Raw genomic sequence first — 24631 nt, 5'->3', positions numbered from 1 at the left:
TGATATTTTTTTCAAGACTTGAAATAAATATTTTCATCCCTGTTCTACCTACGGCTCAATGGTAGTTAAAGTATGCTAAGAAAACATAGACTTAATAAATATGTTACTTAGACATAACTAATGCGGTATCCAGCATCCGGTTGGCAAAACCCCATTCGTTGTCACACCAAACCAGCATTTTTACCAGATGACCGTCACTTACTCTGGTCTGCGTACCATCGACAATCGCACTATGCGGATCGTGGTTAAAATCAATCGAAACCAGAGGAGATTCAGTATAGTCAACAATGTGACGTAATGTACACTGAGACGCCTCTATGATGGTTTGATTTACGTCATTAACTTTCACATTTGTATTGATTGTTACACTCAAATCCATCGCAGTGACGTTAACGGTTGGTACTCTAACCGAAATTGCTTCAAATTTGTTGGAAAATTTCGGAAAAATTCTTTCAATTCCTTTGTGAAGTTTTGTATCCACCGGAATTATAGATTGGCTGGCTGCACGAGTTCGTCTTAAATCTGAGTGGTAAGCATCAATAACCTGCTGATCGTTCATTGATGAGTGAATGGTGGTAATAGTGCCAGACTGAATACCAAAGGCTTCATCAAGAACTTTGATGATAGGAACAATACAGTTTGTGGTGCAGGAGCCGTTGGAAACGATATTATGTTCAGGCTTAAGTGTTTCATGGTTAACACCGTAGATGATCGTATTATCGAGATCATTCGCACCGGGGTGAGAAAATAGAACTTTTTTAGCCCCTGCCGCGATATGTTTCTCACCATCGGCTTTATTGCCAAAGACACCTGTACAGTCAAAAACAATATCAACGTTCAAATCGCGCCACGGTAATAACTCAATATCCGCCAGATGAAGGATGCGTACCGAGTCAAAGCTGTTATCGTCGTTATGGATAAACAGGTGTTCCTGATCGTTGGTTACTTTCTTACCAAAACGACCATGGCTAGTATCGTACTGAAGAAGATGCGCCATCGCATCCGGCTGAGCCAGTTCATTAACTGCAACAACCTGGATCTGCTCTCGCTTTCCACTTTCATATAACGCACGAAGAACATTACGACCTATACGACCAAACCCGTTAATAGCGACTCTAAGCATTTTATTTATTATCTCTTTTGTATTCAGGATAAGGATATTACTTTAATTAGAACTAAAGAGGAAAACACTTTGATATAGGTGGTTGTGATGGAACAAACATTCAAGGGCATGGATGCCCTTGTTTAAGCGCTCAGGGATGACTTGCAGCGGTTTGTGGAATCATTTCCACCTATATCTTTACGATGCATAAGAAAAAGCCGGGCATTTATAGCCCGGCTCTGATAGTAGTGATTGCTTAGTTCAATTAAGCAAGTAGCTCTTTCGCTGTCTCAATTGCATTTTCAACAGTGAAGCCAAACATCTTGAATAGCTCACCTGCTGGTGCAGATTCACCGAAGGTTGTCATACCGATAATGCGACCGTCGAAACCTACGTACTTGTACCAGTAATCAGCAATACCTGCTTCGATAGCAACACGAGCTGTCACATCAGAAGGCAGTACAGATTCACGGTACTCAGCGTCTTGCGCATCAAATACGTCCGTTGCAGGCATAGATACGACGCGTACCTTCTTACCTTCAGCCGTTAGTACTGCTGCTGCCTCTACTGCTAGCTCAACTTCTGAACCTGTTGCGATGAAGATAAGCTCTGGCTTGCCATCACAATCTTTCAGGATGTAAGCACCTTTCGCAATGTTCGCTACCTGCTCTGCATCACGCTCTTGCTGTGCAAGGTTCTGACGAGAGAAAATAAGAGAAGTCGGGCCATCTTTACGCTCGATAGCGTATTTCCAGGCAACTGCTGATTCAACCTGGTCACATGGACGCCATGTACTCATATTTGGCGTCACACGTAGAGAAGCCATTTGCTCAACAGGCTGGTGCGTAGGACCATCTTCACCCAGACCGATAGAGTCGTGCGTGTAAACCTGAATGTTCTGAACTTTCATTAGCGCAGCCATACGCATTGCGTTACGAGCGTATTCCATAAACATTAGGAAGGTTGCACCGTAAGGAACAAAGCCACCGTGAAGCGCGATACCGTTCATGATAGCCGTCATACCGAACTCACGTACACCGTAGTGGATGTAGTTACCAGAGAAGTCTTCACGAGTCAGCGACTTAGAACCAGACCACATAGTCAGGTTAGAAGGTGCAAGGTCAGCAGAACCACCCATGAACTCTGGTAGCATAGCACCGAACGCTTCTAGAGCGTTCTGAGAGGCTTTACGTGATGCGATGTTTGCAGGGTTTGCCTGAAGGTCAGCGATGATGGCTGATGTCTTCTCTTCCCACTCAGCAGGTAGTTCACCGTTTACACGACGCTTGAATTCAGCTGCCAGCTCAGGGTAAGCGGCTGCGTATGCTTCAAACTTCGCATTCCAGTCTGCTTCTTTCGCTGCGCCTGCTTCTTTTGCATCCCACTGCGCTGCAATATCAGCAGGGATTTCAAATGGACCATGTTCCCAACCCAGGAATTCACGAGCAGCTGCGATTTCTTCGTGACCCAGTGGTGCACCGTGACAGTCGTGAGAGCCAGACTTGTTAGGAGAACCAAAACCGATGATAGTTTTAGTACAGATAAGTGTTGGACGAGGGTCTGCTTTCGCTCTGATGATTGCCGCGTCGATTGCTGCTGCATCGTGACCATCAACGTCAGCGATAACATGCCAGCCGTAAGCTTCGAAACGCTTAGGCGTGTCGTCTGCAAACCAGCCTTCAACGTGACCATCGATAGAGATGCCGTTGTCATCCCAAAATGCGATTAGCTTGCCAAGACCCAGTGTACCCGCCAGAGAACATGCTTCGTGAGAAACACCTTCCATCAGACAGCCGTCACCCATAAATGCATAGGTGTAGTGGTCAACGATGTCGTGACCTTCTTTGTTGAACTGCTCTGCAAGAGCACGCTCTGCCATCGCCATACCGACTGCGTTAGTAATACCCTGACCCAGCGGACCGGTTGTTGTTTCGATACCTGGTGCATAGCCGTACTCTGGGTGGCCCGGAGTTTTCGAGTGAAGTTGACGGAAGTTCTTCAGGTCATCGATAGACAGCTCGTAACCAGTCAGGTGAAGCAGAGAGTATATCAGCATTGAGCCGTGGCCGTTTGAAAGGATAAAGCGGTCGCGGTCAGCCCACTCTGGGTTTTGTGGGTTATGGTTCATGTGGCCACGCCAAAGTACTTCGGCGATATCAGCCATACCCATAGGTGCACCTGGGTGACCTGAGTTAGCTTGTTGAACACCATCCATGCTTAGTGCACGGATTGCATTGGCTAGTTCTTTTTGAGACGGCATGTCTGCTCCTGAATAGATAAGCGAATTCGTATAAAGGGTATAAATAACGATAAAATTCGTGTTATTCGTAATTACTAAATTTTATCCGGTAATTTAGCGCGCCTATTCTCTCAAAGCCCCCTTTTGACTGCAATCGTTTTCCCCATAGAAAATACGTTACTTTCGAGCTGAAACCCTATTTTTCATATGGATTTTCAACACATAAATGTGGCCCCAATACACAAATTTTTCTTGTAATTATGTAATCTGAAACTAAAATAGACGTCCAGATGTCGAAACACCCAAACGTATGGTGTTTCCATAAACTATTATTTAGAGGGTGCTAGTTGCATCCTTTTTCACTCTTAATTGGAGCTGACTATCATGGCTAAGCACCTATTTACTTCTGAATCTGTATCAGAAGGCCATCCGGATAAAATCGCGGATCAGATCTCTGACGCAGTACTAGATGCAATCCTTGAGCAAGATCCTAAAGCTCGTGTTGCATGTGAAACTTACGTTAAAACCGGCATGGTTATGGTTGGTGGTGAAGTCACTACCTCTGCATGGGTTGATATCGAAGAACTCACTCGTGAAACTGTTCGTGAAATCGGTTATGTACACTCTGACATGGGTTTCGATGCGGACTCTTGTGCAGTACTGAACACCATTGGTAAGCAGTCTCCTGACATCAACCAGGGTGTTGATAAAGCAGACCCTAAAGAGCAAGGCGCTGGTGACCAGGGCATCATGTTCGGTTACGCAACAAACGAAACTGACGTACTAATGCCTGCACCAATTACATACTCTCACCTACTTGTGCAAAAGCAGGCTGAAGTACGTAAAGGTGGTCTTGACTGGCTACGTCCTGATGCAAAATCTCAGGTAACTTTCCAGTACGACCAGGGTAAGATTGTCGGTATCGATGCCGTTGTTCTTTCAACTCAGCACTGCGATTCAATCTCTACTCCAGACCTGCGTGAAGCAGTAATGGAAGAGATCATTAAGCCCGTTCTTCCTTCTGAGTGGCTAAACAAAGAGACTAAGTACTTCATCAACCCAACCGGTCGTTTTGTAATCGGTGGCCCAATGGGTGACTGTGGTCTGACTGGTCGTAAGATCATCGTTGACACTTACGGTGGTGCAGCTCGTCACGGTGGTGGTGCTTTCTCTGGTAAAGATCCATCAAAAGTTGACCGCTCTGCAGCATACGCAGCACGTTATGTAGCGAAGAACGTAGTAGCTGCTGGTCTTGCTGACCGCTGTGAAATTCAGCTTTCTTACGCGATTGGTGTTGCTGATCCAACTTCAATCATGGTTGAAACTTTCGGTACTGAAAAAGTATCTCACGACATCATCATCGAAGCGGTACGTCAGTTCTTCGATCTTCGCCCATACGGTCTGCAAGAGATGCTGAACCTGCTTCAGCCTATCTACAAGAAGACAGCTGCTTATGGTCACTTTGGCCGTGAAGAGTTCCCATGGGAAGCAACAGACAAAGCAGCTCTGATTCGTGAGTTCGCAGGTCTAAAATAAGCAAATAGATTTTCTTAGCTTAAAGACAGATAATCGGGGTGCATTCTGCACCCCGTTTTTTATAGGACAACATAATAATGACAAAAGCGAAGATTGGTATTGTTACCGTTAGCGACCGTGCAAGCGCTGGTGTTTACGAAGATATTTCTGGCAAAGCCATTATCGAGACACTAAACGACTATCTTGTATCTGAATGGGAGCCTGTATATGAGGTTATTCCTGATGAGCAAGACGTTATTGAAGCAACTCTAATTAAGATGGCTGACGAGGAAAACTGCAGCCTGATCGTAACGACTGGTGGTACTGGTCCAGCGAAACGCGATGTAACTCCGGAAGCCACTGAAGCGGTATGTGATCGCATGATGCCAGGGTTTGGTGAACTGATGCGTGCAGAGTCCTTGAAATTTGTTCCAACAGCCATTCTTTCTCGTCAAACCGCTGGGTTGCGAGAAGATAGCTTAATTGTAAACCTTCCAGGTAAACCAAAGTCTATCCGCGAATGTTTGGATGCAGTATTCCCTGCGATCCCATACTGCATAGACCTTATGGAAGGCCCATACCTTGAGTGCAATGAAGAAGTGATCAAGCCTTTCCGTCCTAAGAAAAAGTAAACGGAACATGACTGAATTTCCTTCAGCTTTTGAAGAAGATATTCAAAAAAAAGCAGCCTGGTGCATTCACCGGGCTGAAATCGCTTTTCAACGGGCTTTCTCTCAACCAGAGATAAGCTTCAAGCTTCGCGGCAAGGCGGCTGGAAAGGCTTATTTGCAAACAAACCAAGTTCGTCTAAACCCTGTCTTGTTTCAGGAAAACTATCAGGCATTTATCGATGAAGTCATTCCACATGAGATAGCCCACCTAGTCACTTATCAGATTTTTGGCAAAGTGCGTCCCCATGGTCATGAGTGGAAAATGGTGATGGAAAAAGTGTTTCGCATTCCAGCCAAGACTACCCACAGCTTTGAAGTTGCTTCTGTTCAGGGAAAAACCTTCGAATATAAATGCCGCTGTGAATGCTATCCGCTCTCTATAAGACGTCACAACAAGGTTCTCAGACAACAAGCCAACTATATGTGCAAAAGCTGCAGACAACCCTTGGTATTCACTGGCAAGCAACTAACCTGAACCTAAAGCATACAGAACCCTTGTTTTTTTAATCCTCTGCATCCATGTTATGGAAAGTTATTTATTTTCTTTCAGGATACAACTGGCATGCGAGTTCCACGTATTTATCACCCGGAGACAATCAACCAGCTAGGCGCAGTTTTTCTTAGTGAAGATGCAGCCGGACACGTTGGGCGAGTTCTTCGAATGAAACCTGAACAAGAAGTGCTTTTATTTGACGGAAGTGGTGCGGAGTTTCCAGCCAAAATCACAGAAGTCACCAAAAAGAATGTGCAGGTAGAAATCCTTGAGAAAATCGAGAAAGACATTGAATCTCCATTAGATATCCACCTGGGCCAAGTTGTCTCTCGTGGTGAAAAAATGGAGTTCACTATACAAAAATCAGTGGAACTTGGCGTCAATACTATTACACCTTTGATCTCAGAACGTTGTGGTGTAAAACTCGACCCAAAGAGATTTGAGAAGAAGCTTGCTCAATGGCAAAAGATCGCTGTTGCAGCTTGCGAACAGTGTGGCCGGAACCGATTGCCTATAGTAAGACCACTGATGAAACTGGAAGACTGGTGTGCCGAGCAGGATGATGCTCTAAAACTCAATTTGCATCCAAGAGCAAAATACTCAATCAATACTCTTCCGGAGCCAGTTGAAAAAGTACGTTTGTTAATTGGCCCTGAAGGCGGTCTCTCATCAGAAGAGATCCAAATGACCGAAGAACACAAGTTTGAAGAAACACTTTTAGGACCTCGTGTCCTGAGAACAGAAACCGCAGCACTCACTGCAATTACAGCATTACAAGTTCGTTTTGGCGACCTTGGTTAATTTGGAGAAAACAATGATTAAGCTAGGCATAGTAATGGACCCGATTTCGTCCATTAACATCAAAAAAGATTCAAGTTTTGCCATGATGCTTGAAGCACAGAAACGCGGTTACGAAATTCACTATATGGAGATGAATGACCTTCATCTTGATCAGGGCACAGCTGTAGCAGATACCAAAGTTGTTGAGCTAAAAGAAGACCCAAACGGCTGGTACGAGTTTAAGTCTGAGCAAACCATCGAGCTTTCTGAGCTTGATGCCGTTCTGATGCGTAAAGATCCTCCGTTCGATACTGAGTACATCTACGCAACCTACATTCTGGAACGTGCAGAAGAAAAAGGTACTCTTATTGTCAACAAACCTCAGAGTCTGCGTGACTGCAACGAGAAGCTATTTACAGCATGGTTCCCAGAGCTGACCCCAACAACTATCGTTACCCGCAAAGCTGAGAAGATCCGCGAATTTCAGGCAGAGCATGGTGATGTCATCCTGAAGCCTCTTGATGGTATGGGTGGTGCTTCTATCTTCCGTGTTAAGCAAAACGACCCAAATGTATCGGTAATAATCGAGACACTAACTAACCACGGTCAGAACTATGCAATGGCTCAGACATTTGTTCCTGATATCAGTAATGGTGATAAGCGTATTTTAGTCGTCGATGGTGAACCAATGCCATATTGCTTAGCACGTATTCCTGCTAAGGGAGAGACCCGAGGCAATTTGGCAGCAGGTGGTACAGGCGAAGCAAGACCATTAAGTGAGACTGATCTCAAAATTGCGCAAGCAGTTGCACCTACACTAAAAGAAAAAGGCCTTATCTTTGTAGGTCTTGATGTTATCGGCGACAAGCTAACAGAAATAAATGTAACCAGCCCAACCTGTATTCGTGAAATAGAAGCTGCGTTTGACGTGTCTATTACAGGTAAGCTGATGGATGCAATTGAGAGAAGACTTGGCAAATAACAAGTCTTAGCACGGGAGAGATAACATGAATTTAGCTAATCATTTTCTTGTAGCGATGCCTGGTATGCAGGACCCGTTTTTTAAACGATCTGTTATCTATATCTGTGAACACAACGACGAAGGGGCGATGGGACTTATCGTCAACGCCCCTATCGATATTACTGTGGGTGGCATGCTAAAACAGGTTGATGTTGAATCTGCTCACCCTCAGGTCAACCAAAACAGTCTGACTAAACAGGTGTTGAGTGGTGGTCCTGTCTCTGAGGATCGAGGATTCATCCTTCACAGACCTAAAGATAAGTACCACTCCAGCGTCAATATGACCGACGATCTTTCGGTAACCACTTCTAAAGATATACTTGGTGTCCTCGGCACAGAAGCGGAACCAAAAGACTACATCGTAGCATTGGGCTACTCCGGTTGGACTGCTGGACAGCTTGAAAACGAGCTCGCTGATAACTCCTGGTTAACTGTGGAAGCAGACCCAAGCGTTATCTTTGACACCCCGGTTCAGGAACGCTGGAGTAAAGCAGTTGAAATGCTGGGTATTGATGCCGCGCAGCTTTCAACAGATGCAGGACATGCGTGATGAGTAAAACAATTATGGCTTTCGATTACGGTACCAAGAGTATTGGTAGTGCCATAGGTCAGGAAATAACGGGAACAGCCTCTCCTTTAAAGGCGTTCAAAGCCAATGATGGCATACCGAACTGGGATGAAATCGAAAAGCAGATTAAAGAATGGAAACCGGATCTTCTGGTTGTCGGTCTGCCAACAGACCTATACGGTAAAGATCTTGAAGCAATTACCCCTAGAGCTAAGAAATTTGCCAATCGTCTGCATGGAAGGTTTGGATTACAGGTTGAACTGCATGATGAACGTTTATCCACAGCAGAAGCTCGCGCTGAACTTTTTGAAATGGGCGGTTATAAGGCTTTGAGTAAAGGAAACATCGACTGTCAATCAGCCGTTGTCATTCTTGAAAGCTGGTTTGAAGCACAGTGGGGGTAAGCCCCCACTACTATTATTTGCTAATCCATATCTATCGTTACATGATCTAGCGAATTTCCACCAGCAATATCCCCACGCTTAATTTTCAACATCATACGTAAGTCATTTGCAGAATCTGCATTATGCAGAGCATCTTCTTCAGAGATCTTATCTTTCGACACAAGCTGATAAAGTGACTGATCAAACGTCATCATTCCACTCTCATTTGAACGACTCATTGCCGCTTTAATCTCATGTAAATTACCTTGTCGAATTAAATCAGATACACGAGGTGTGTTCAGCAGCAACTCGAAGCAACCGTGACGCCCTTTACCATTTTTGTCACGAATAAGCTGTTGGCCGATAATGCCCTTTAAATTTACCGAAAGATCAAACAGAAACTGCTCTCTGGCATCCTTAGGAACCAGATTCAAAATTCGCTCTAACGCCTGATTAGCGTTGTTTGCATGCAGAGTAGCCATACAGAGGTGACCTGTTTCAGCAAAGTTCATTGCGTACTCCATGGTTTCACGAGTACGAATTTCACCAATCAGAATCATATCCGGAGCCTGCCTTAGCGAATTCTTTAATGCAACTTCAAAGCTCTCCGTATCAAGCCCAACCTCACGCTGAGTCACAATGCACTTATTATGTTGATGCACAAACTCAATAGGGTCTTCTACCGTCAGAATATGACCGCTTCTCTGCTCATTCCTGTACCCAGTCATAGCAGCCATGGTTGTCGACTTACCCGAGCCTGTCGCCCCGACTACCAACACCAGTCCTCGTTTAGCTACTGCCAAATCTTTCATTGTTGCAGGTAGGTGAAGTTGTTCAATCGTCGGAATTTCTGTTTCAATTCGACGAATGACTGCACCGGGAAGTTCTCGCTGGAAAAAAGCGCTGACCCGAAATCGGCCATTATCACGAACAATGGCGAAGTTCGCCTCTTTCGTGCCCAAAAACTCTTGTTTACGCTCGGTATCCATACAAGAGTCAAGAACCTGAAACACATGCTCTTCGTCCATGGATGCACTAATCTCTTTTAACTCACCATCGATACGTAAAAAGCATGGTGCACCAACAGTGATATAAAGATCAGACGCCTTGTTTTCGATCATTTGATTGAGCGCAGAATCCAGTAGCATTTCAACGTCCTCTAGAAGCCGGTAACAGATAAGGTGGTTGTTTCTATTTTCTTGTTCACTTCCTGTTGCTCTACCTGACCCTGAGCCAGAAGCTGTTTTGCTCCCTGCTCCATAGTCTTCATACCAGTTGCTGCTCCGGTTTGAATGATTGACTGCATTTGAGCAACTTTATCTTCCCGAATAAGGTTTCGAATAGCACTATTAGCAATCATGACTTCATGACACGCGACACGGCCTCCCCCAATACGCTTTAACAGTTTCTGAGCGATAACGGCCCGCAAGGATTCAGAAAGCATAGAGCGAACCATATTTTTATCTTCACCAGGAAATACATCAATAATTCGATCAATGGTTTTTGCTGCAGAGCTGGTATGCAAAGTACCGAAAACCAGGTGCCCTGTTTCAGCGGCTGTCAGTGCCAGACTGATCGTTTCCTGATCACGAAGCTCTCCCACCAAAATAACATCCGGATCTTCTCGAAGGGCTGAACGAAGGGCCGCTTTGAAGCTATGAGTGTCTCTATGAACTTCTCTTTGGTTTATCAGACATTTGCTGTTTTCATGCACAAACTCAATAGGGTCTTCAATAGTCAGAATATGCTTGTTGTGATGCTGATTGATGTAGTCCACCATCGCAGCTAATGTAGTTGATTTGCCTGAGCCTGTGGGACCTGTAACTAAAACCAACCCTTTTTCATAATTAGCAATTTCATTAAAAATATCTGGTGCTTCCAGTTCATCAAGAGATGGAATACGGGTAGGAATCGTTCTGAATACCGCTGCGCAGCCTCTGCTCTGGTTAAACGCATTGACACGAAAGCGCCCAATCTGAGGCAACTCGAACGAGAAATCGACTTCCAATTTTTCCTCATATTCTGCTCTTTGTGCATCATTCATAATATCAAACACTAACTTATGGACGTCTGAATGACTAAATGCTGGAACTCCGAGCTTTCTTACATCACCATCTATCCTTATCATAGGAGGTACACCTGCAGAAAGATGTAGATCTGACGCATTATGCTTTACACTAAATTGCAGTAATTCGGCGATATCCATTTCATTTTCCTAAAAAGTTATTTATGTCTAGTATTCAACAAAATATCGAACAGGTCATCAAACAAATCCACGATGCTGAAGTTAAGTGTGGTAGACAACAAAATTCCGTGCAACTACTCGCAGTAAGTAAGACTAAGCCAGTAGAAGCCATTGAGCAGGCGATCGAAGCCGGACAACGCGCATTTGGCGAAAATTATGTTCAGGAAGGTGTAGAAAAGATCGCATATTTTGCAGCGCAACATGCAGATACACAGCTTGAATGGCACTTTATTGGTCCATTGCAATCCAACAAGACAAAGCTTGTTGCTGAAAGCTTCGACTGGGTGCACTCCGTTGACCGAGGGAAAATCGCCCAACGTTTGAACGATCAGCGTCCTGGTTCACTTCCTCCTCTTAAAGTACTTATTCAGGTAAATACCAGTGGGGAAGAGTCGAAGTCTGGAACTGGTGAAGAGGAAGTTTTTGCTCTTGCTGAGTTGATTTCTTCCCTGCCAAACCTCACTTTAAAAGGATTGATGTCAATTCCTGCCAATGTATCTGACTATCAATCCCAGCTAGCAGCCTTCAATCATTTAGCTAATCTTAAGAGCAAGCTGGATGAAAAATATGAAGGCTTGGATACGCTTTCTATGGGAATGAGCGGAGATTTAGATGCCGCTGTTGAAGCAGGAAGCACTATGGTTAGGATCGGCACTGCTATCTTTGGTGCAAGGGATTACTCCAACAAAAAATAACAAGCAGCACACCCTAAGGAAGAAATATGGAAAACAGAAAAGTCGTATTTATCGGAGCAGGTAACATGGCCCGCTCTATCATCGCTGGACTTGTTTCAAGTGGCTACGATGCAGAAAGCATCACAGCGACGGATCCAAATAAAGAACAACGAGAGCTGCTTAATCATTTATACGGTGTAAATACCACTAGAGAAAATTTAGAAGCTGCACAGGACGCTGACGTCATTGTTTTGGCTGTAAAACCTCAGCTAATGGAGCTTGTTTGTGGTGGCCTGATAGGCGTGGATTTTTCCGACAAACTCGTTATTTCAATAGCTGCAGGGATCTCTGCTTCAAGATTAAATGAGCTACTGGAAACTGACCTGAAGCTTGTGCGTGTTATGCCAAACACCCCAGCTCTTGTTGGCAAAGGAATGAGCGGACTATTTGCCGCAGATTCAGTAGAAGAAACAGATAAAACATTTGCCGGAAAGTTAATGGAAGCCGTGGGTGAAGTTTGCTGGGTTGAAGAAGAATCTGGTATTAATGGTGTTATCGCTGCCGCAGGTAGCGCCCCAGCTTATTTCTTTCTGTTTATGGAAGCGATGCAAAAAGAAGCCATCGCTCAAGGTTTCGATAAAGATACAGCTCGCCAGCTAGTTCAGCAATCGGCCTTAGGTGCTGCTGAAATGGTAATTGCCAACGCTGATACTGAGCTTTCAACATTGCGCGAGCAAGTTACCTCTAAAGGCGGAACAACCGCCGAGGCATTAAGAGTATTTAACGAAAATCAGCTCACAGAAATTGTATCCAAAGCCATGAATGCTGCGGTGGAGAGAGCTGAAGAAATGGAAAAATTATTCTAAACAAATTCTCCTAAACTAATAAAAGGTTTAATAATGAGTTCAATGAGTTTTCTTATTTCCACCTTGTTTGATTTATATATCATGGTGGTATTACTAAGGGTATGGCTTCAGGCTGCAAGGGCTGATTTTTATAACCCGTTTTCTCAGTTTATAGTTAAAGCAACTCAACCAATTGTGGCCCCATTGCGCAGAACTATCCCTTCGATAGGCAGCATAGATTTAGCTACAATCCTGTTTGCCTATGTACTTTGTACCATTAAGTTTGTTGCATTGATCGCAATCGCTTCGGGCGGTAATGTTGTTTTTGATGCAAGCTTCCCACTGCTTGCTCTGCTATCTCTGGTTAAAGCTGCAGGTGGTCTGTTGTTCTGGGTGCTGCTACTAAGAGCAATAATGAGTTGGGTAAGTCAGGGCCGCAGTCCAATCGAATACGTTTTCCACCAGTTGACGGAACCTATGCTTGGTCCAATTCGTCGCTTCATTCCAGCTATGGGCGGCCTCGATTTGAGTGTTCTTGTACTGTTTATCGGTCTTCAGTTTGCTAACTTCCTGATGGCGGATCTGATTGGTCCTATTTGGCACCAGCTATAATGTCAGCGGCAATTATGGAAGGCGAAGACTTAGTGCTTCGCCTTTATATTCAGCCCAAAGCAAGCAGAGATAAGATCGTTGGTCTGCATGGTGATGAGCTAAAGATTGCGATTACTGCACCACCAGTAGATGGGAAAGCCAATGCCCACTTAACTAAGGTGTTGAGTAAGCAGTTTAAGGTTGCCAAAGGGCAGATAGATATTGAGAAGGGAGAACTGGGAAGGCATAAACAGGTACGCATTCATTCGCCTGTTTTGATCCCAGACTCCATTAAGAGCCTACTATAATTAGACCTTAGGTAGCATATCCGGCAAATGCATTTGATTCCGCAAACCGCTTGGGAACATCCCTGTGCGCTTAAACAAGAACATCCATGTTTTTGTATGTTTGCTCCATCAAACACATTTACCTCATACTCCAGCTATATCTCGTTCCTCACGGTCCTCCGTGGGAATACATAATTAGACAACATAACCTCTCAGAATAAGGCATCCGTTAACACGCAGAGCGTTGTAATAAGGCCTTAAATGAATAAAGAGAACAAACATGAGCAAAATAGTTTTAGCGACAGGCAATCAGGGTAAAGTTCGTGAAATGGCTGACTTACTGTCTGATTTCGGTTTTGAAGTACTGGCACAAAGCGAATTTAATGTTTCAGAAGTAGCCGAGACTGGCACGACTTTTATTGAAAACGCGATTATCAAAGCGCGCCATGCAGCAAAAGAGACAGGTCTTCCAGCCATTGCCGATGACTCCGGCCTTGAAGTGGATTATCTAAAAGGTGCACCGGGCATCTACTCTGCTCGCTATTCAGGCGAAGGTGCGACTGACCAGAAAAATCTGGAAAAGCTTCTGGTAGAGATGGAAGGCGTACCTGAAGAAGAACGTACGGCTCGATTCCATTGCGTATTAGTACTAATGCGCCACGAGAACGATCCAACACCAATTGTTTGTCATGGTAAATGGGAAGGCCGAATCCTTACTGAGGCTCACGGTACCAACGGTTTTGGTTACGACCCTGTGTTCTGGGTTCCTGAAAAAGAGTGTGCTTCTGCTGAACTCGAAGGCGCTCAGAAAAAGAAACTTTCACACCGTGGCAAAGCGCTTAAGCAGCTATTTCAGGCTTTACGTTAATTAAACTACACTATCAGTAGGTAGTATTTGCTGGTTATGCTCTATGGAACAAACATGCTAAGTACTTTAGATGGAATAGAATAATCAAAACCTATTGTGCGGTTAGTGGAATAGAGCATATCCTGTAAATGCAGTTCTTGTTTGCAGTGATATGCCAACATAACCAAGTACTCCCAAAAGCACTTCAATAAAACTAATATATGAAAATCACCCCACCACCACTAAGTCTCTACATCCACATTCCATGGTGCGTCCAGAAATGCCCATACTGCGACTTTAACTCTCATGCTCTAAAAGCGGAGATCCCGGAGCAACAGTACATCGATGCTCTTTTGGAAGATTTAGATACGGATATTGAGAAGTACCAGCTAGAGAGTAATAGCAGAAAGCTGCATTCGATATTTATCGGTGGTGGTACTCCCAGCCTGATTTCTCCTGAAGAGATTGGTCGTTTATTAGATGGTGTACAAAAGCGAATTCCATTTAAAGATGGTATCGAAATCACCATGGAAGCCAATCCAGGAACGATTGAAGCTGAGCGCTTCTCTCAGTATCAAAAACATGGTGTAAGTCGTATCTCTATTGGTGTGCAAAGTTTTGAGCAAAGCAAGCTTGAAAGCCTGGGACGTATTCACGGAGAGGGCGAGGCCGTTAATGCAGCAAAACTAGCTCATACCATCGGCCTAAAAAGCTTTAATCTGGATCTTATGCATGGCCTACCCGATCAATCTGTTGAGCAGGCCCTTGAGGATCTGGATAAAGCCATAGAGCTTAACCCTCCTCACTTGTCGTGGTATCAGCTAACAATAGAACCCAATACCCTATTCTACTTCAAACCACCTGAGCTGCCCGATGATGATGATCTTTGGGATATCTTCGATAAAGGCCATGAGAAACTCGCAGAAGCAGGTTATGTACAGTATGAAATATCTGGCTACAGCAAACCGGGATATCAATGTCAGCACAACCTGAACTATTGGCGCTTTGGAGACTACTTGGGCATTGGTTGCGGTTCAGCTGGGAAACTTAGTTTCGAAGATGGTCGAATAATCCGGACCACCAAGGTAAAACACCCGCGAGGCTATCTGAATCTATTAAAACCCTACCTCGATACTGAAACAGACGTAACTGCAGAAGATCGTCCTTTCGAGTTCTTTATGAACCGTTTTAGGCTAATGGAAGCGTGTCCTAAACAGGAGTTTATCGAACGAACTGGGCTTGGTTTTGAGGCAATTGAAGAGCAGTTAAACTGGGCCTTTAGCAAAGGTTATCTTGAAGAAAATGACACAGAATGGCTGATCACCCAAAAAGGTAAATTATTCCTCAATGATCTGCTTGAAGGGTTTATGTAAGGGGAGAGCCCCTTACATATCAAAAGATCGAACGGCCTAGCTTAGTCGTCAACAACTCTAACGCAGCGGTTCCTGCAAGAGAGTTCCCCGATTGATCTAGCTCTGGGGACCAGACAGCAATGGTCATCTCTCCCGGTATCACTGCAATAATGCCACCGCCAACACCAGATTTGCCCGGCATACCAACTCTGTAAGCAAACTCACCAGCCCCATCATAAAGGCCACAGGTAGCCAATAATGCATTTAACTGCTTACTTTGCTGCGCAGTAATAATCTGACGACCAGTTTCCACAGAAACTCCCTGATTTGCCAGGTAGCTAAAAGTTTTAGCTAAATCAACACAACTCATCTTTAGCGCACAGGCATGAAAGTAGTTATTCAGAACAGGGATAACATCATTATCAAAATTACCAAATGACCTCATCAGATAAGCAATGGCCGCATTTCTGTCGCTGTGCATCATTTCAGACGCAGCAACTATCTTGTCGTAGACAATATGCGTATCACCAGAAAGATTCCTTACAAACTCCAACAACCTCTGTTTAGGCGCAGAGAAGCGGCTTTGCAGCATATCTGCAATTACAATTGCGCCAGCATTAATAAAAGGATTGCGTGGTATGCCCTTCTCCATTTCTAGCTGGATTAGTGAATTGAATGCCTGACCAGACGGTTCTTTACCAACTCGGCTCCAAATTTCATCAGACTCATAAACCACCATAGCTAGCGTAAGACTGAGTACCTTTGAAATCGATTGAATAGAAAAAGCCTCATCAGCGTCACCTGCCTTATATATTGTTCCATCATTGGTATAAATCGCCATCGCGAGCTTATTGCCGGAGACTTTAGCTAATGCAGGAATATAATCTGCAACCTTTCCTTGTCCAATTAACGGTCGAACTTCATCCAGAATTTCCGACAACATTTCATGAGTAGGCATCCCGAAGGACCTCCCTAAATAAAAAGAGCCAACAATCGTTGGCCCTCTGGAAACTTAAGCTGTGCGTTTGAACTTTATATCCCAGACACCATGTCCAAGTCTGTGCCCTCTCGCCTCAAACTTGGTTAGCGGACGTTCTTCAGGACGAGGGATGTAATCCCCGTCTTCCGCGATATTTTCAAAACCCGGCGCCTGATTCATAATTTCAATCATGTGCTCAGCGTAGTTCTCCCAGTCAGTAGCCATATGGAAGATACCGCTCTCAGGAATAAGCTTAGTACGAACCATCTCAGCAAACTCAAGCTGGACAATACGGCGCTTGTGGTGACGCTTCTTATGCCACGGGTCAGGGAAGAACAGTTGCAGTGTTGCAAGGCTGCTTTCTGGAATCATATTTGCGAATACTTCAACCGCATCGTGACACATCACCCTTAGGTTCGTCACACCTGCTTCCTGTGCAGAGCTTAGACAAGCACCAACACCCGGACTGTGAACTTCAATACCGATGAAGTTTTTCTCCGGAGCGTTCTTTGCCATTTCAACCAGAGATGCGCCCATACCAAAGCCAATCTCAAGAACTACCGGGTTATCGTTACCGAACACTTCTTTCCAGTCCAGTAGCTCTTCTTTGTAATCAATACCCATTGTTGGCCAGCAATCATTCATCGCTTTTTCCTGACCTTTGGTTAAACGTCCTTCCCGACGTACAAAACTACGCACCTTACGTATTAATTTGCCATCTTCGTTATATTCGTTTGTGGTCACTTCGCTCATGAATTTTGCCTGTTTAATTGAGTGAGATTTTAGTCAGAGCGGGAATTATCCAAAGATCTGCTTTCTGTGCAAGCTTTAATCGCTCTTAATACCCTTATAGTTTATCGGTTTTACACAGCGAGATAATTGTGGTGCAATTTCCAACCAAAATAAAACCAATACAGAGTAAGTCGTGACACCATTCTCAAAGGCAATACTAACCTGGTATGAAGACTACGGTCGTAAAGAGCTCCCGTGGCAAAAAGATAAAACGCTATACAAAGTATGGCTATCTGAAATCATGCTCCAGCAAACTCAAGTAGCCACTGTAATTCCTTACTTTGAGAGGTTTCTGAAAAGATTCCCGACTATTTCAGATCTTGCCAATGCTCATCAGGATGAGGTTCTTCACCTTTGGACTGGGCTGGGTTACTACGCCAGAGCGAGAAACCTTCACAAGGCAGCTCAGGTCGTCCGAGATCAACATCAAGGCAACTTTCCAACCACAATTGAAGAGGTGAATGCTTTACCCGGTGTTGGACGTTCTACCGCAGCGGCTGTACTTTCATCGGTACTCAGGCAACCTCACGCCATTTTAGATGGAAACGTAAAAAGGACTCTCTCCCGAGCATTTGCGGTCGAAGGTTGGCCTGGAAAAAAAACTGTCGAAAACAGGCTTTGGGAACTAGCTGAAGAACATACTCCTGATACGGATGTAGATAAGTACAATCAAGCTATGATGGATATGGGGGCTATGGTTTGCACTCGAAGCAAACCTAAATGCGGGCTTTGTCCAATTGAAGCATCGTGTGATGCTAAAAAACAGGATAGACAACTGGACTTCCCCGGTAAGAAGCCCAAAAAAGAGAAGCCTGTTCGCGAAACCTGGTTTGTAATGCTCTATCACGAGAATCAGGTTTGGTTGGAGCAAAGACCACAGTCAGGCATTTGGGGAGGTTTGTTTTGTTTTCCTCAAAATGAAGACAACAACATTCAAACTCAGCTGGATAAGCGTTTAATACCAGATAATGGTGTTGAGTCTATTCAAACACTTATCACTTTCAGACACACCTTTAGTCATTATCACCTGGATATCACACCTGTTTTGGTCAAACTCCACAAACAGCCCAATATGATAATGGAAGGAACGGAAGGTCTCTGGTATAACTTATCTCAGCCAAAAACAATAGGTTTAGCTGCTCCCGTGAAGCAGTTAATTGAAGCCCTACCCTTTGAATTGAACTAAAGGAATAATTATGAGCCGCAGCGTATTTTGTGCACGCCTTCAAAAAGAAGCAGAAGGTCTGGATTTTCAACTATATCCAGGTGAATTAGGCAAAAAGATTTTTGACAATATCTCTAAAGAAGCCTGGGCTCAGTGGCAAAGCAAGCAAACAATGCTTATTAATGAAAAGAAACTAAACATGATGGACCCTGAACACCGCAAACTATTAGAAACTGAGATGGAGCAGTTTTTGTTTGAAGGAAAGGACGTTATTATCGATGGTTACACACCTCCTTCTGAGTAATTCTCCTTATAAAAGATGGCATTAGTGCCATCTTTTCTGTTTATAGCCGTACTATGAAAAAACTTATCTATATTTTTCTTCCTTTAATTCTCACTGGATGCAGTCGTGAGTTTATAGAAGAGCATATCTACAGCCCCGATTACGAACCAACAAACCGATTCGCAAAGAATCTTGCACAACTACCGGGCCAATTTCAAAAAGACACCGCTGCTCTCGACGCGCTTATCAACAGTTTTTCAGGCTCTATCGAGAAAAAATGGGGCCGAGGTGAAATCCGCATTGCAGGTAAGTCCAACTACGTTAAGTACATAGACAACTATCTCAGCCGAGCCGAAGTCAACTTCTCGAACGGTATGATTACCATCGAAACCGTTTCGCCAACAGATCCTAAAGGACACCTAAAAACAGCGATTGTCACGACACTTCTAACGCCGGACGATCCAGCTCACGTAGACTTGTTTTCGTCCAAAGATATTAAGTTAGAGGGTGAGCCATTTCTCTATCAACAGGTGGTCGATCAGGATAACAAAGCCATTCAATGGTCTTGGCGAGCAAATAGATATGCCGACTACCTGATAGCGAATAAGTTAAAGACTAAAACTGTAGACTATAAAAAAGCCTATTATGTTCAGATACCTATGGTTAAAGAACACTACGAACTTCGTAGTTACAAATATGCAGATATCGTAAGAAGAGCTTCGAAGCGCTATGACATTCCAGAAGATTTAATCTACGCCATCATTAAAACTGAAAGTAGCTTTAACCCCTATGCCGTAAGTTGGGCTAACGCCTATGGGCTGATGCAGGTTGTTCCTAAAACTGCCGGAGCCGATGTGTTTAAGCTGGTGAAAAAACGTTCTGGAATACCGACACCTGAGTATCTTTTTAACCCTGAAAACAATATAGATACTGGTACTGCATACTTCTATATCCTAAAAAATCGCTACCTAAAAGATGTAAACCATTCTCTTTCATTAGAGTACAGCATGATCTCTGCTTACAACGGTGGTACTGGTGGAGTATTGAACACCTTTGACAGAAATAGCCGTTCAAATGCGATGAGGAAGCTGAACTCTCTGCAACCAAATCAGGTTTATTGGGCTTTAACCAATAAACACTCCAATGCCGAAGCGAGGAACTATCTTAAAAAAGTAACTCGATATAAGAAGGATTTTAATAACGGAAAGAGCTGAATTTAGTCAAAGTGGCTAAATTCGCACCAAACAGTCACAAATTTGCTATTTTTTTCAAAAACAAGTTGACGGGAAGCCTGAAAATCCGTTTAATAGCGCTCCGTCGCCCGGATAGCTCAGTCGGTAGAGCAGAGGATTGAAAATCCTCGTGTCGGTGGTTCGATTCCGCCTCCGGGCACCACAATTTCTTGTTGTTGGTGCTTGTCACGAACAATAGTAAAAGAATAAAGTGTGCCGACTTAGCTCAGTAGGTAGAGCAACTGACTTGTAATCAGTAGGTCACCAGTTCGATTCCGGTAGTCGGCACCATTCTTTTGCCTCGATAGCTCAGTCGGTAGAGCAGAGGATTGAAAATCCTCGTGTCGGTGGTTCGATTCCGCCTCGAGGCACCACTATTTCTCGAAAGAGACAAAAAATTGTTCCCCCTTAGTTCAGTTGGTAGAACGGCGGACTGTTAATCCGTATGTCGCAGGTTCGAGTCCCGCAGGGGGAGCCATCATTAAGAAAAAAGCTGTAGCATTTGCTGCAGCGTTTTTCGTTTTAGCTGCGACTTGCTTGTTCCAAGCAAATGTCTCAGAACTAGGCGTCCCCGTCCGAGTCCCGCAGGGGGAGCCACTTTTACAAAAGCCAGGTCGCAAGACTTGGCTTTTTTGGTTTTAGAAAAGCCGCTCTTTTGAATACTTAGTAAGAGGCTGAGTCTCATGCTAAGCTGCAATCGATTACTTCATCACTAAACTCTTTTAAGTAGCACTTAATTTACCTTTTTCTTCTGTTTCTATAACCCAATAGGGCTTATTAACAGTTCCATAACTCAAATCCCTCTATCTTCTATACGTTGTCAGAGTTGGCTCTGACACTATTAACTATCAGAAATCATCCGTTGAGTATAGAAAAGCATCAAACAGGCATTTTTTTCTATTTTTTCTATTGACCTCCAGCCAGAAAAACCGTTTAATACACCCCACGCCCGGATAGCTCAGTCGGTAGAGCAGAGGATTGAAAATCCTCGTGTCGGTGGTTCGATTCCGCCTCCGGGCACCATATTTTATATTTGGTGTTCAAAGCTTTTAGACATCAGATTACAAAATACAGTGTGCCGACTTAGCTCAGTAGGTAGAGCAACTGACTTGTAATCAGTAGGTCACCAGTTCGATTCCGGTAGTCGGCACCATTTATTTCTCGTAAGAGACAAAAATTTGTTCCCCCTTAGTTCAGTTGGTAGAACGGCGGACTGTTAATCCGTATGTCGCAGGTTCGAGTCCCGCAGGGGGAGCCACTATTTAGTGTGCCGACTTAGCTCAGTAGGTAGAGCAACTGACTTGTAATCAGTAGGTCACCAGTTCGATTCCGGTAGTCGGCACCACTTATTTCTCGTAAGAGACAAAAATTTGTTCCCCCTTAGTTCAGTTGGTAGAACGGCGGACTGTTAATCCGTATGTCGCAGGTTCGAGTCCCGCAGGGGGAGCCATCTTTAAGAAAAAAGCTGTAGCATTTGCTGCAGCTTTTTTCGTTTTAAACGCGAATAAATGATAAACTTCGCGCCGCACAAACTCTTTGTGCCCTGTCGTAGCACCAGGTAAAAAACACCGTCTCCAGAAATAATGGGGATGTAGTGCTGCATTGTATATAAATACCCATAGGACAATGCGCTATGTACCGAATCCGTAAATCTTTTCAGTTCTCTGCTTCTCACCAATTAATGGGATTACCAGACGATCATCCATGTACACGCCTGCATGGCCACAACTATGAAGTTATTGTCGAACTTGCCTCAGAAACACTGAACCAAACCGGCTTTGTAAGAGACTATCGCGAGCTTTCTGAGCTTAAAGAGTATATCGATGGGACTCTGGATCACAGGCATCTAAATGATGTTCTGGGAGAAGATAACACCACTGCTGAAAGGATTGCTAAACATCTTTACGAATGGTGTAAGTCACGCTGGCCAGAGATCGCTGCTGTAGCCGTTTCTGAGACCCCTAAAACGTGGGCAGAGTACCGACCTTAGTTATTCCTATTCAAGCCTTGAGTATGGCTCTCAGGGCTTGAATATCTAACCTTAAACTCCTCATACCAATTCCATTAATTAAGTTATCAGGTTAACCCAATCTCTAAAGCAGAGTGAGATAACTCTGCTTTTCTCTGAGCAGAACTTATTCCAGGCACGACAAAGCTTGTCGACAATATCACCATAGTTTTCAAAACATCGATTTGCGAGTTCGTTTTGACGAAGCCAGCTCCATACCTGCTCTATGGGGTTCAGTTCCGGGGAATATGGCGGTATATGAATGATACTGAGGTTGTCAAAATCATCTGCAAGATAGCTTTGGTGCCAACTCGCTTGATCCATAATGACAACAGAGTGCTTACCTGATGGTGTGGCATGTGAGATAAGCCGAAGTTGTTCCTTCATTGCCTCCATATTGCTAACAGGCACAACAATGGCTTCCGCATCACCAGTGGTAACGCATACGGCTCCAAACAAGTATGCATATTCAAATTGCTGCTGTTGTACCGCCCTCGGACGAGTGCCCTTGGGAGCCCATATTCGGGTTGTCGTGTTGCGCTGACCAAACCTGGCCTCATCCTGGAACCATATTTGAACATCTTTTAGTGCGACATGCCCGGGGATCTTAAGGATCGTTTCTATTGGGAATTTTTTTAAAAGCTTCTTGAGCTTCTATTGCTTGCTTAGGGTGCTTGGAGCGAGTCGTAATCCAACTCAAGCCAATATCATGTAGCAGGCGATATATCCCTGACTGTTGATAGGTAATACCAAAATTGCTTTCTATAAAGAGGCCGATATCCCTTGCCTGGAGGCGGCCACCATCAGCATTAACAGCATGTTCGGTGACATACTCTTTGAGTTGTTGCCTTTGCTCTTCGGTTAAGCGGTGAGGCCTCCCTGAATGACGCTTTTCTTGCAGTCCTTCAAGGCCGTGATCGAGATAGGCCTTAACCCATTTATTAACGCTAACTCTGCTGACTTTGAGGAACTTAGCGATCTCTGTACGGCTTTTATACCAATTCCATTAATTAAGTTATCAGGTTAACCCAATCTCTAAAGCAGAGTGAGATAACTCTGCTTTTCTCTGAACAGAACTTATTCCAGGCACGACAAAGCTTGTCGACAATATCGCCATAGTTTTCAAAACATCGATTTGCGAGTTCGTTTTGACGAAGCCAACTCCACACCTGCTCTATTGGGTTCAGTTCCGGGGAATATGGCGGTATATGAATGATACTGAGGTTGTCAAAATCATCTGCAAGATAGCTTTGGTGCCAACTCGCTTGATCCATAATGACAACAGAGTGCTTACCTGTTGGTGTGGCATGTGAGATAAGCCGAAGTTGTTCCTTCATTGCCTCCATATTACTAACAGGCACAACAATGGCTTCCGCATCACCAGTGGTAACGCATACGGCTCCAAACAAGTATGCATATTCAAATTGCTGCTGTTGTACCGCCCTCGGACGAGTGCCCTTGGGAGCCCATATTCGGGTTGTCGTGTTGCGCTGACCAAACCTGGCCTCATCCTGGAACCATATCTGAACATCTTTTAGTGCGACATGCCCGGGGATCTTAAGGATCGTTTCTATTGGGAATTTTTTTAAAAGTTTCTTGGGCTTCTATTGATTGCTTAGGATGCTTGGAGCGAGTCGTAATCCAACTCAAGCCAATATCGTGTAGCAGGCGATATATCCCTGACTGTTGATAGGTAATACCAAAATTGCTTTCTATAAAGAGGCCGATCTCCCTTGCCTGAAGGCGGCCCCCATCAGCATTAACAGCGTGTTCGGTGACATACTCTTTGAGCTGTTGCCTTTGCTCTTCGGTTAAGCGGTGAGGCCTCCCTGAATGACGCTTTTCTTGCAGTCCTTCAAGGCCGTGATCGAGATAGGCCTTAACCCATTTGTTAACGCTAACTCTGCTGACTTTGAGGAACTGAGCGATCTCTGTACGGCTTTTACCATCAACAAAGTGGGAAACAGCAAGGTAACGTATTCTAAGCCGAGCGTTAGATGTGGAGTTGATAAGGCTGGGGAAATCGTGCTTCATGAGGGCTCCTTTAAGAGCCTTCATTAGATCACAAAATTAATGGAATTGGTATTACCATCAACAAAGTGGGAAACAGCAAGGTAACGTATTCTAAGCCGAGCGTTAGACGTGGAGTTGATAAGGCTGGGGAAATCGTGCTTCATGAGGGCTCCTTTAAGAGCCTTCATTAGATCACAAAATTAATGGAATTGGTATTAATTAAAGGACGTAAATGACGGGCATTAAAAAAGCCTTGTCGTAAGACAAGGCTTCAGAAGAAGTGGCGGAGCGGACGGGACTCGAACCCGCGACCCCCGGCGTGACAGGCCGGTATTCTAACCAACTGAACTACCGCTCCGCACTGGTTAGACCTTAAGTCTAAATTTAAAGCCTGGCGATGTCCTACTCTCACATGGGGAAGCCCCACACTACCATCGGCGCTATTGCGTTTCACTTCTGAGTTCGGCATGGAATCAGGTGGGTCCACAACGCTATGGTCGCCAAGCAAATTCTTTAATTCGGAAAACTGATGTTAATTAACTGTTC

General features: G+C 44.3%; 24 protein-coding genes, 10 tRNA genes, 1 rRNA gene and 1 pseudogene. 26 read left to right on the top strand and 10 right to left on the bottom strand.

The window, feature by feature from the left end; translation table 11 throughout:
* Positions 1–103: 103 nt before the first annotated feature.
* Both epd and tkt read right to left on the bottom strand, forming a co-directional pair.
* Positions 104–1123, bottom strand: coding sequence for an erythrose-4-phosphate dehydrogenase (gene epd / locus SNR28_RS11595; RefSeq protein WP_375752561.1), 1020 nt, complete (start codon positions 1121–1123; stop codon positions 104–106).
* A 244-nt stretch (positions 1124–1367) separates the two neighbouring features.
* Positions 1368–3362 (bottom strand): transketolase, encoded by a 1995-nt coding sequence (gene tkt, locus SNR28_RS11590; RefSeq protein WP_375752559.1) that lies wholly within the window; start codon positions 3360–3362, stop codon positions 1368–1370.
* A 363-nt stretch (positions 3363–3725) separates the two neighbouring features.
* Between tkt and metK the strand changes: the two genes are divergently transcribed.
* From metK to ruvX, 7 genes are all read left to right on the top strand, one after another.
* Complete coding sequence (gene metK / locus SNR28_RS11585) at positions 3726–4877, top strand: methionine adenosyltransferase (RefSeq protein WP_375752557.1); 1152 nt, start codon at positions 3726–3728, stop codon at positions 4875–4877.
* A gap of 77 nt (positions 4878–4954) precedes the next feature.
* A complete protein-coding gene (mog, locus tag SNR28_RS11580; RefSeq protein ID WP_375752555.1) occupies positions 4955–5488 on the top strand; it encodes a molybdopterin adenylyltransferase in 534 nt (177 codons plus the stop codon).
* A gap of 7 nt (positions 5489–5495) precedes the next feature.
* Complete coding sequence (locus SNR28_RS11575) at positions 5496–6002, top strand: SprT family zinc-dependent metalloprotease (RefSeq protein ID WP_375752553.1); 507 nt, start codon at positions 5496–5498, stop codon at positions 6000–6002.
* An 87-nt stretch (positions 6003–6089) separates the two neighbouring features.
* Positions 6090–6821 (top strand): 16S rRNA (uracil(1498)-N(3))-methyltransferase, encoded by a 732-nt coding sequence (gene rsmE, locus SNR28_RS11570; RefSeq protein WP_375752551.1) that lies wholly within the window; start codon positions 6090–6092, stop codon positions 6819–6821.
* A gap of 13 nt (positions 6822–6834) precedes the next feature.
* Positions 6835–7782: a glutathione synthase gene (gene gshB, locus SNR28_RS11565; protein ID WP_375752550.1), complete on the top strand. Its 948-nt coding sequence runs from the start codon at positions 6835–6837 to the stop codon at positions 7780–7782.
* 25 nt (positions 7783–7807) lie between these two features.
* The gene (locus tag SNR28_RS11560; protein WP_375752548.1) at positions 7808–8371 is read left to right on the top strand and encodes a YqgE/AlgH family protein; all 564 of its coding nucleotides are present in this window, start codon (positions 7808–7810) and stop codon (positions 8369–8371) included.
* A complete protein-coding gene (gene ruvX / locus SNR28_RS11555) occupies positions 8371–8793 on the top strand; it encodes a Holliday junction resolvase RuvX (RefSeq protein WP_375752547.1) in 423 nt (140 codons plus the stop codon). The genes SNR28_RS11560 and ruvX overlap by 1 nt, the downstream gene beginning before the upstream one ends.
* A 20-nt stretch (positions 8794–8813) precedes the next feature.
* Here ruvX and SNR28_RS11550 read toward each other — a convergent pair whose 3' ends face one another.
* A complete protein-coding gene (locus tag SNR28_RS11550) occupies positions 8814–9920 on the bottom strand; it encodes a PilT/PilU family type 4a pilus ATPase (protein WP_375752546.1) in 1107 nt (368 codons plus the stop codon).
* A gap of 11 nt (positions 9921–9931) precedes the next feature.
* Complete coding sequence (locus SNR28_RS11545) at positions 9932–10978, bottom strand: type IV pilus twitching motility protein PilT (protein ID WP_375752545.1); 1047 nt, start codon at positions 10976–10978, stop codon at positions 9932–9934.
* Between the two features lie 23 nt (positions 10979–11001).
* On the opposite strand from SNR28_RS11545, the gene SNR28_RS11540 reads away from it, so the two are divergent.
* From SNR28_RS11540 to hemW, 6 genes are all read left to right on the top strand, one after another.
* Positions 11002–11712, top strand: coding sequence for a YggS family pyridoxal phosphate-dependent enzyme (locus SNR28_RS11540; protein WP_375752544.1), 711 nt, complete (start codon positions 11002–11004; stop codon positions 11710–11712).
* Between the two features lie 26 nt (positions 11713–11738).
* Positions 11739–12557, top strand: coding sequence for a pyrroline-5-carboxylate reductase (proC, locus tag SNR28_RS11535; protein ID WP_375752543.1), 819 nt, complete (start codon positions 11739–11741; stop codon positions 12555–12557).
* Between the two features lie 33 nt (positions 12558–12590).
* Positions 12591–13148 (top strand): YggT family protein, encoded by a 558-nt coding sequence (locus tag SNR28_RS11530; RefSeq protein ID WP_375752541.1) that lies wholly within the window; start codon positions 12591–12593, stop codon positions 13146–13148.
* A complete protein-coding gene (yggU, locus tag SNR28_RS11525; RefSeq protein WP_375752539.1) occupies positions 13148–13435 on the top strand; it encodes a DUF167 family protein YggU in 288 nt (95 codons plus the stop codon). Before SNR28_RS11530 ends, yggU begins: the two co-directional genes overlap by 1 nt.
* 259 nt (positions 13436–13694) lie before the next feature.
* Entirely contained in the window at positions 13695–14282 is a 588-nt protein-coding gene (locus SNR28_RS11520) for an XTP/dITP diphosphatase (RefSeq protein WP_375752538.1), read from the top strand.
* Between the two features lie 200 nt (positions 14283–14482).
* A complete protein-coding gene (gene hemW, locus SNR28_RS11515) occupies positions 14483–15634 on the top strand; it encodes a radical SAM family heme chaperone HemW (protein WP_375752536.1) in 1152 nt (383 codons plus the stop codon).
* 19 nt (positions 15635–15653) lie between these two features.
* Here hemW and glsB read toward each other — a convergent pair whose 3' ends face one another.
* The gene (glsB, locus tag SNR28_RS11510; RefSeq protein WP_375752535.1) at positions 15654–16571 is read right to left on the bottom strand and encodes a glutaminase B; all 918 of its coding nucleotides are present in this window, start codon (positions 16569–16571) and stop codon (positions 15654–15656) included.
* A 54-nt stretch (positions 16572–16625) separates the two neighbouring features.
* On the bottom strand, positions 16626–17345 hold the full coding sequence (trmB, locus tag SNR28_RS11505) for a tRNA (guanosine(46)-N7)-methyltransferase TrmB (RefSeq protein WP_375752533.1): 720 nt from the start codon (positions 17343–17345) through the stop codon (positions 16626–16628).
* Positions 17346–17517: 172 nt separating this feature from the next.
* Between trmB and mutY the strand changes: the two genes are divergently transcribed.
* The 13 genes from mutY to queD all read left to right on the top strand — a co-directional run bounded on the left by mutY (position 17518) and on the right by queD (position 22054).
* Complete coding sequence (gene mutY, locus SNR28_RS11500; RefSeq protein ID WP_375752531.1) at positions 17518–18570, top strand: A/G-specific adenine glycosylase; 1053 nt, start codon at positions 17518–17520, stop codon at positions 18568–18570.
* Positions 18571–18580: 10 nt separating this feature from the next.
* Complete coding sequence (locus tag SNR28_RS11495) at positions 18581–18853, top strand: oxidative damage protection protein (RefSeq protein ID WP_375752529.1); 273 nt, start codon at positions 18581–18583, stop codon at positions 18851–18853.
* Positions 18854–18906: 53 nt separating this feature from the next.
* Positions 18907–20046 (top strand): membrane-bound lytic murein transglycosylase MltC, encoded by a 1140-nt coding sequence (mltC, locus tag SNR28_RS11490; RefSeq protein ID WP_375752528.1) that lies wholly within the window; start codon positions 18907–18909, stop codon positions 20044–20046.
* 105 nt (positions 20047–20151) lie between these two features.
* Positions 20152–20227, top strand: a tRNA-Phe gene (locus SNR28_RS11485).
* Positions 20228–20279: 52 nt separating this feature from the next.
* A tRNA-Thr gene (locus SNR28_RS11480) sits at positions 20280–20355 on the top strand.
* Positions 20356–20362: 7 nt separating this feature from the next.
* Positions 20363–20438: transfer RNA gene (locus tag SNR28_RS11475), tRNA-Phe, on the top strand.
* 28 nt (positions 20439–20466) lie between these two features.
* A tRNA-Asn gene (locus SNR28_RS11470) sits at positions 20467–20542 on the top strand.
* Positions 20543–21011: 469 nt separating this feature from the next.
* Positions 21012–21087: transfer RNA gene (locus SNR28_RS11465), tRNA-Phe, on the top strand.
* Positions 21088–21141: 54 nt separating this feature from the next.
* Positions 21142–21217, top strand: a tRNA-Thr gene (locus tag SNR28_RS11460).
* A gap of 29 nt (positions 21218–21246) precedes the next feature.
* Positions 21247–21322: transfer RNA gene (locus SNR28_RS11455), tRNA-Asn, on the top strand.
* A gap of 11 nt (positions 21323–21333) precedes the next feature.
* A tRNA-Thr gene (locus SNR28_RS11450) sits at positions 21334–21409 on the top strand.
* A 29-nt stretch (positions 21410–21438) separates the two neighbouring features.
* Positions 21439–21514, top strand: a tRNA-Asn gene (locus tag SNR28_RS11445).
* Positions 21515–21697: 183 nt separating this feature from the next.
* Complete coding sequence (gene queD, locus SNR28_RS11440) at positions 21698–22054, top strand: 6-carboxytetrahydropterin synthase QueD (RefSeq protein WP_375752527.1); 357 nt, start codon at positions 21698–21700, stop codon at positions 22052–22054.
* A gap of 78 nt (positions 22055–22132) precedes the next feature.
* On the opposite strand, the pseudogene SNR28_RS11435 reads toward queD, so the two are convergent.
* From SNR28_RS11435 to rrf, 4 genes and pseudogenes are all read right to left on the bottom strand, one after another.
* Positions 22133–23063: pseudogene (locus SNR28_RS11435) on the bottom strand (IS630 family transposase); the annotation flags it as partial.
* 19 nt (positions 23064–23082) lie between these two features.
* Positions 23083–24106 (bottom strand): IS630 family transposase gene (locus SNR28_RS11430; RefSeq protein ID WP_375751544.1). Its coding sequence is split into 2 segments (ribosomal slippage): positions 23083–23653 and positions 23652–24106, totalling 1026 coding nucleotides; the frame shifts between segments, so codons are not numbered across the junction.
* Between the two features lie 260 nt (positions 24107–24366).
* A tRNA-Asp gene (locus tag SNR28_RS11425) sits at positions 24367–24443 on the bottom strand.
* 31 nt (positions 24444–24474) lie between these two features.
* Positions 24475–24590, bottom strand: a 5S ribosomal RNA gene (gene rrf / locus SNR28_RS11420).
* Positions 24591–24631: the final 41 nt, after the last annotated feature.

The sequence above is a fragment of the Vibrio iocasae genome, from assembly GCF_042245395.1.
GTDB lineage: Bacteria > Pseudomonadota > Gammaproteobacteria > Enterobacterales > Vibrionaceae > Vibrio > Vibrio iocasae.
Note: the sequence above shows the minus strand (reverse complement) of the source record. Positions and strands in the feature narration are given on the sequence as shown.

Coding starts and splice junctions, on each gene's coding strand:
- epd (WP_375752561.1), bottom strand. CDS start 1,123: ATGCTTAGAGTCGCTATTAACGGGTTTGGTCGTATAGGTCGTAATGTT.
- tkt (WP_375752559.1), bottom strand. CDS start 3,362: ATGCCGTCTCAAAAAGAACTAGCCAATGCAATCCGTGCACTAAGCATG.
- metK (WP_375752557.1), top strand. CDS start 3,726: ATGGCTAAGCACCTATTTACTTCTGAATCTGTATCAGAAGGCCATCCG.
- mog (WP_375752555.1), top strand. CDS start 4,955: ATGACAAAAGCGAAGATTGGTATTGTTACCGTTAGCGACCGTGCAAGC.
- SNR28_RS11575 (WP_375752553.1), top strand. CDS start 5,496: ATGACTGAATTTCCTTCAGCTTTTGAAGAAGATATTCAAAAAAAAGCA.
- rsmE (WP_375752551.1), top strand. CDS start 6,090: ATGCGAGTTCCACGTATTTATCACCCGGAGACAATCAACCAGCTAGGC.
- gshB (WP_375752550.1), top strand. CDS start 6,835: ATGATTAAGCTAGGCATAGTAATGGACCCGATTTCGTCCATTAACATC.
- SNR28_RS11560 (WP_375752548.1), top strand. CDS start 7,808: ATGAATTTAGCTAATCATTTTCTTGTAGCGATGCCTGGTATGCAGGAC.
- ruvX (WP_375752547.1), top strand. CDS start 8,371: ATGAGTAAAACAATTATGGCTTTCGATTACGGTACCAAGAGTATTGGT.
- SNR28_RS11550 (WP_375752546.1), bottom strand. CDS start 9,920: ATGCTACTGGATTCTGCGCTCAATCAAATGATCGAAAACAAGGCGTCT.
- SNR28_RS11545 (WP_375752545.1), bottom strand. CDS start 10,978: ATGGATATCGCCGAATTACTGCAATTTAGTGTAAAGCATAATGCGTCA.
- SNR28_RS11540 (WP_375752544.1), top strand. CDS start 11,002: ATGTCTAGTATTCAACAAAATATCGAACAGGTCATCAAACAAATCCAC.
- proC (WP_375752543.1), top strand. CDS start 11,739: ATGGAAAACAGAAAAGTCGTATTTATCGGAGCAGGTAACATGGCCCGC.
- SNR28_RS11530 (WP_375752541.1), top strand. CDS start 12,591: ATGAGTTCAATGAGTTTTCTTATTTCCACCTTGTTTGATTTATATATC.
- yggU (WP_375752539.1), top strand. CDS start 13,148: ATGTCAGCGGCAATTATGGAAGGCGAAGACTTAGTGCTTCGCCTTTAT.
- SNR28_RS11520 (WP_375752538.1), top strand. CDS start 13,695: ATGAGCAAAATAGTTTTAGCGACAGGCAATCAGGGTAAAGTTCGTGAA.
- hemW (WP_375752536.1), top strand. CDS start 14,483: ATGAAAATCACCCCACCACCACTAAGTCTCTACATCCACATTCCATGG.
- glsB (WP_375752535.1), bottom strand. CDS start 16,571: ATGCCTACTCATGAAATGTTGTCGGAAATTCTGGATGAAGTTCGACCG.
- trmB (WP_375752533.1), bottom strand. CDS start 17,345: ATGAGCGAAGTGACCACAAACGAATATAACGAAGATGGCAAATTAATA.
- SNR28_RS11495 (WP_375752529.1), top strand. CDS start 18,581: ATGAGCCGCAGCGTATTTTGTGCACGCCTTCAAAAAGAAGCAGAAGGT.
- mltC (WP_375752528.1), top strand. CDS start 18,907: ATGAAAAAACTTATCTATATTTTTCTTCCTTTAATTCTCACTGGATGC.
- queD (WP_375752527.1), top strand. CDS start 21,698: ATGTACCGAATCCGTAAATCTTTTCAGTTCTCTGCTTCTCACCAATTA.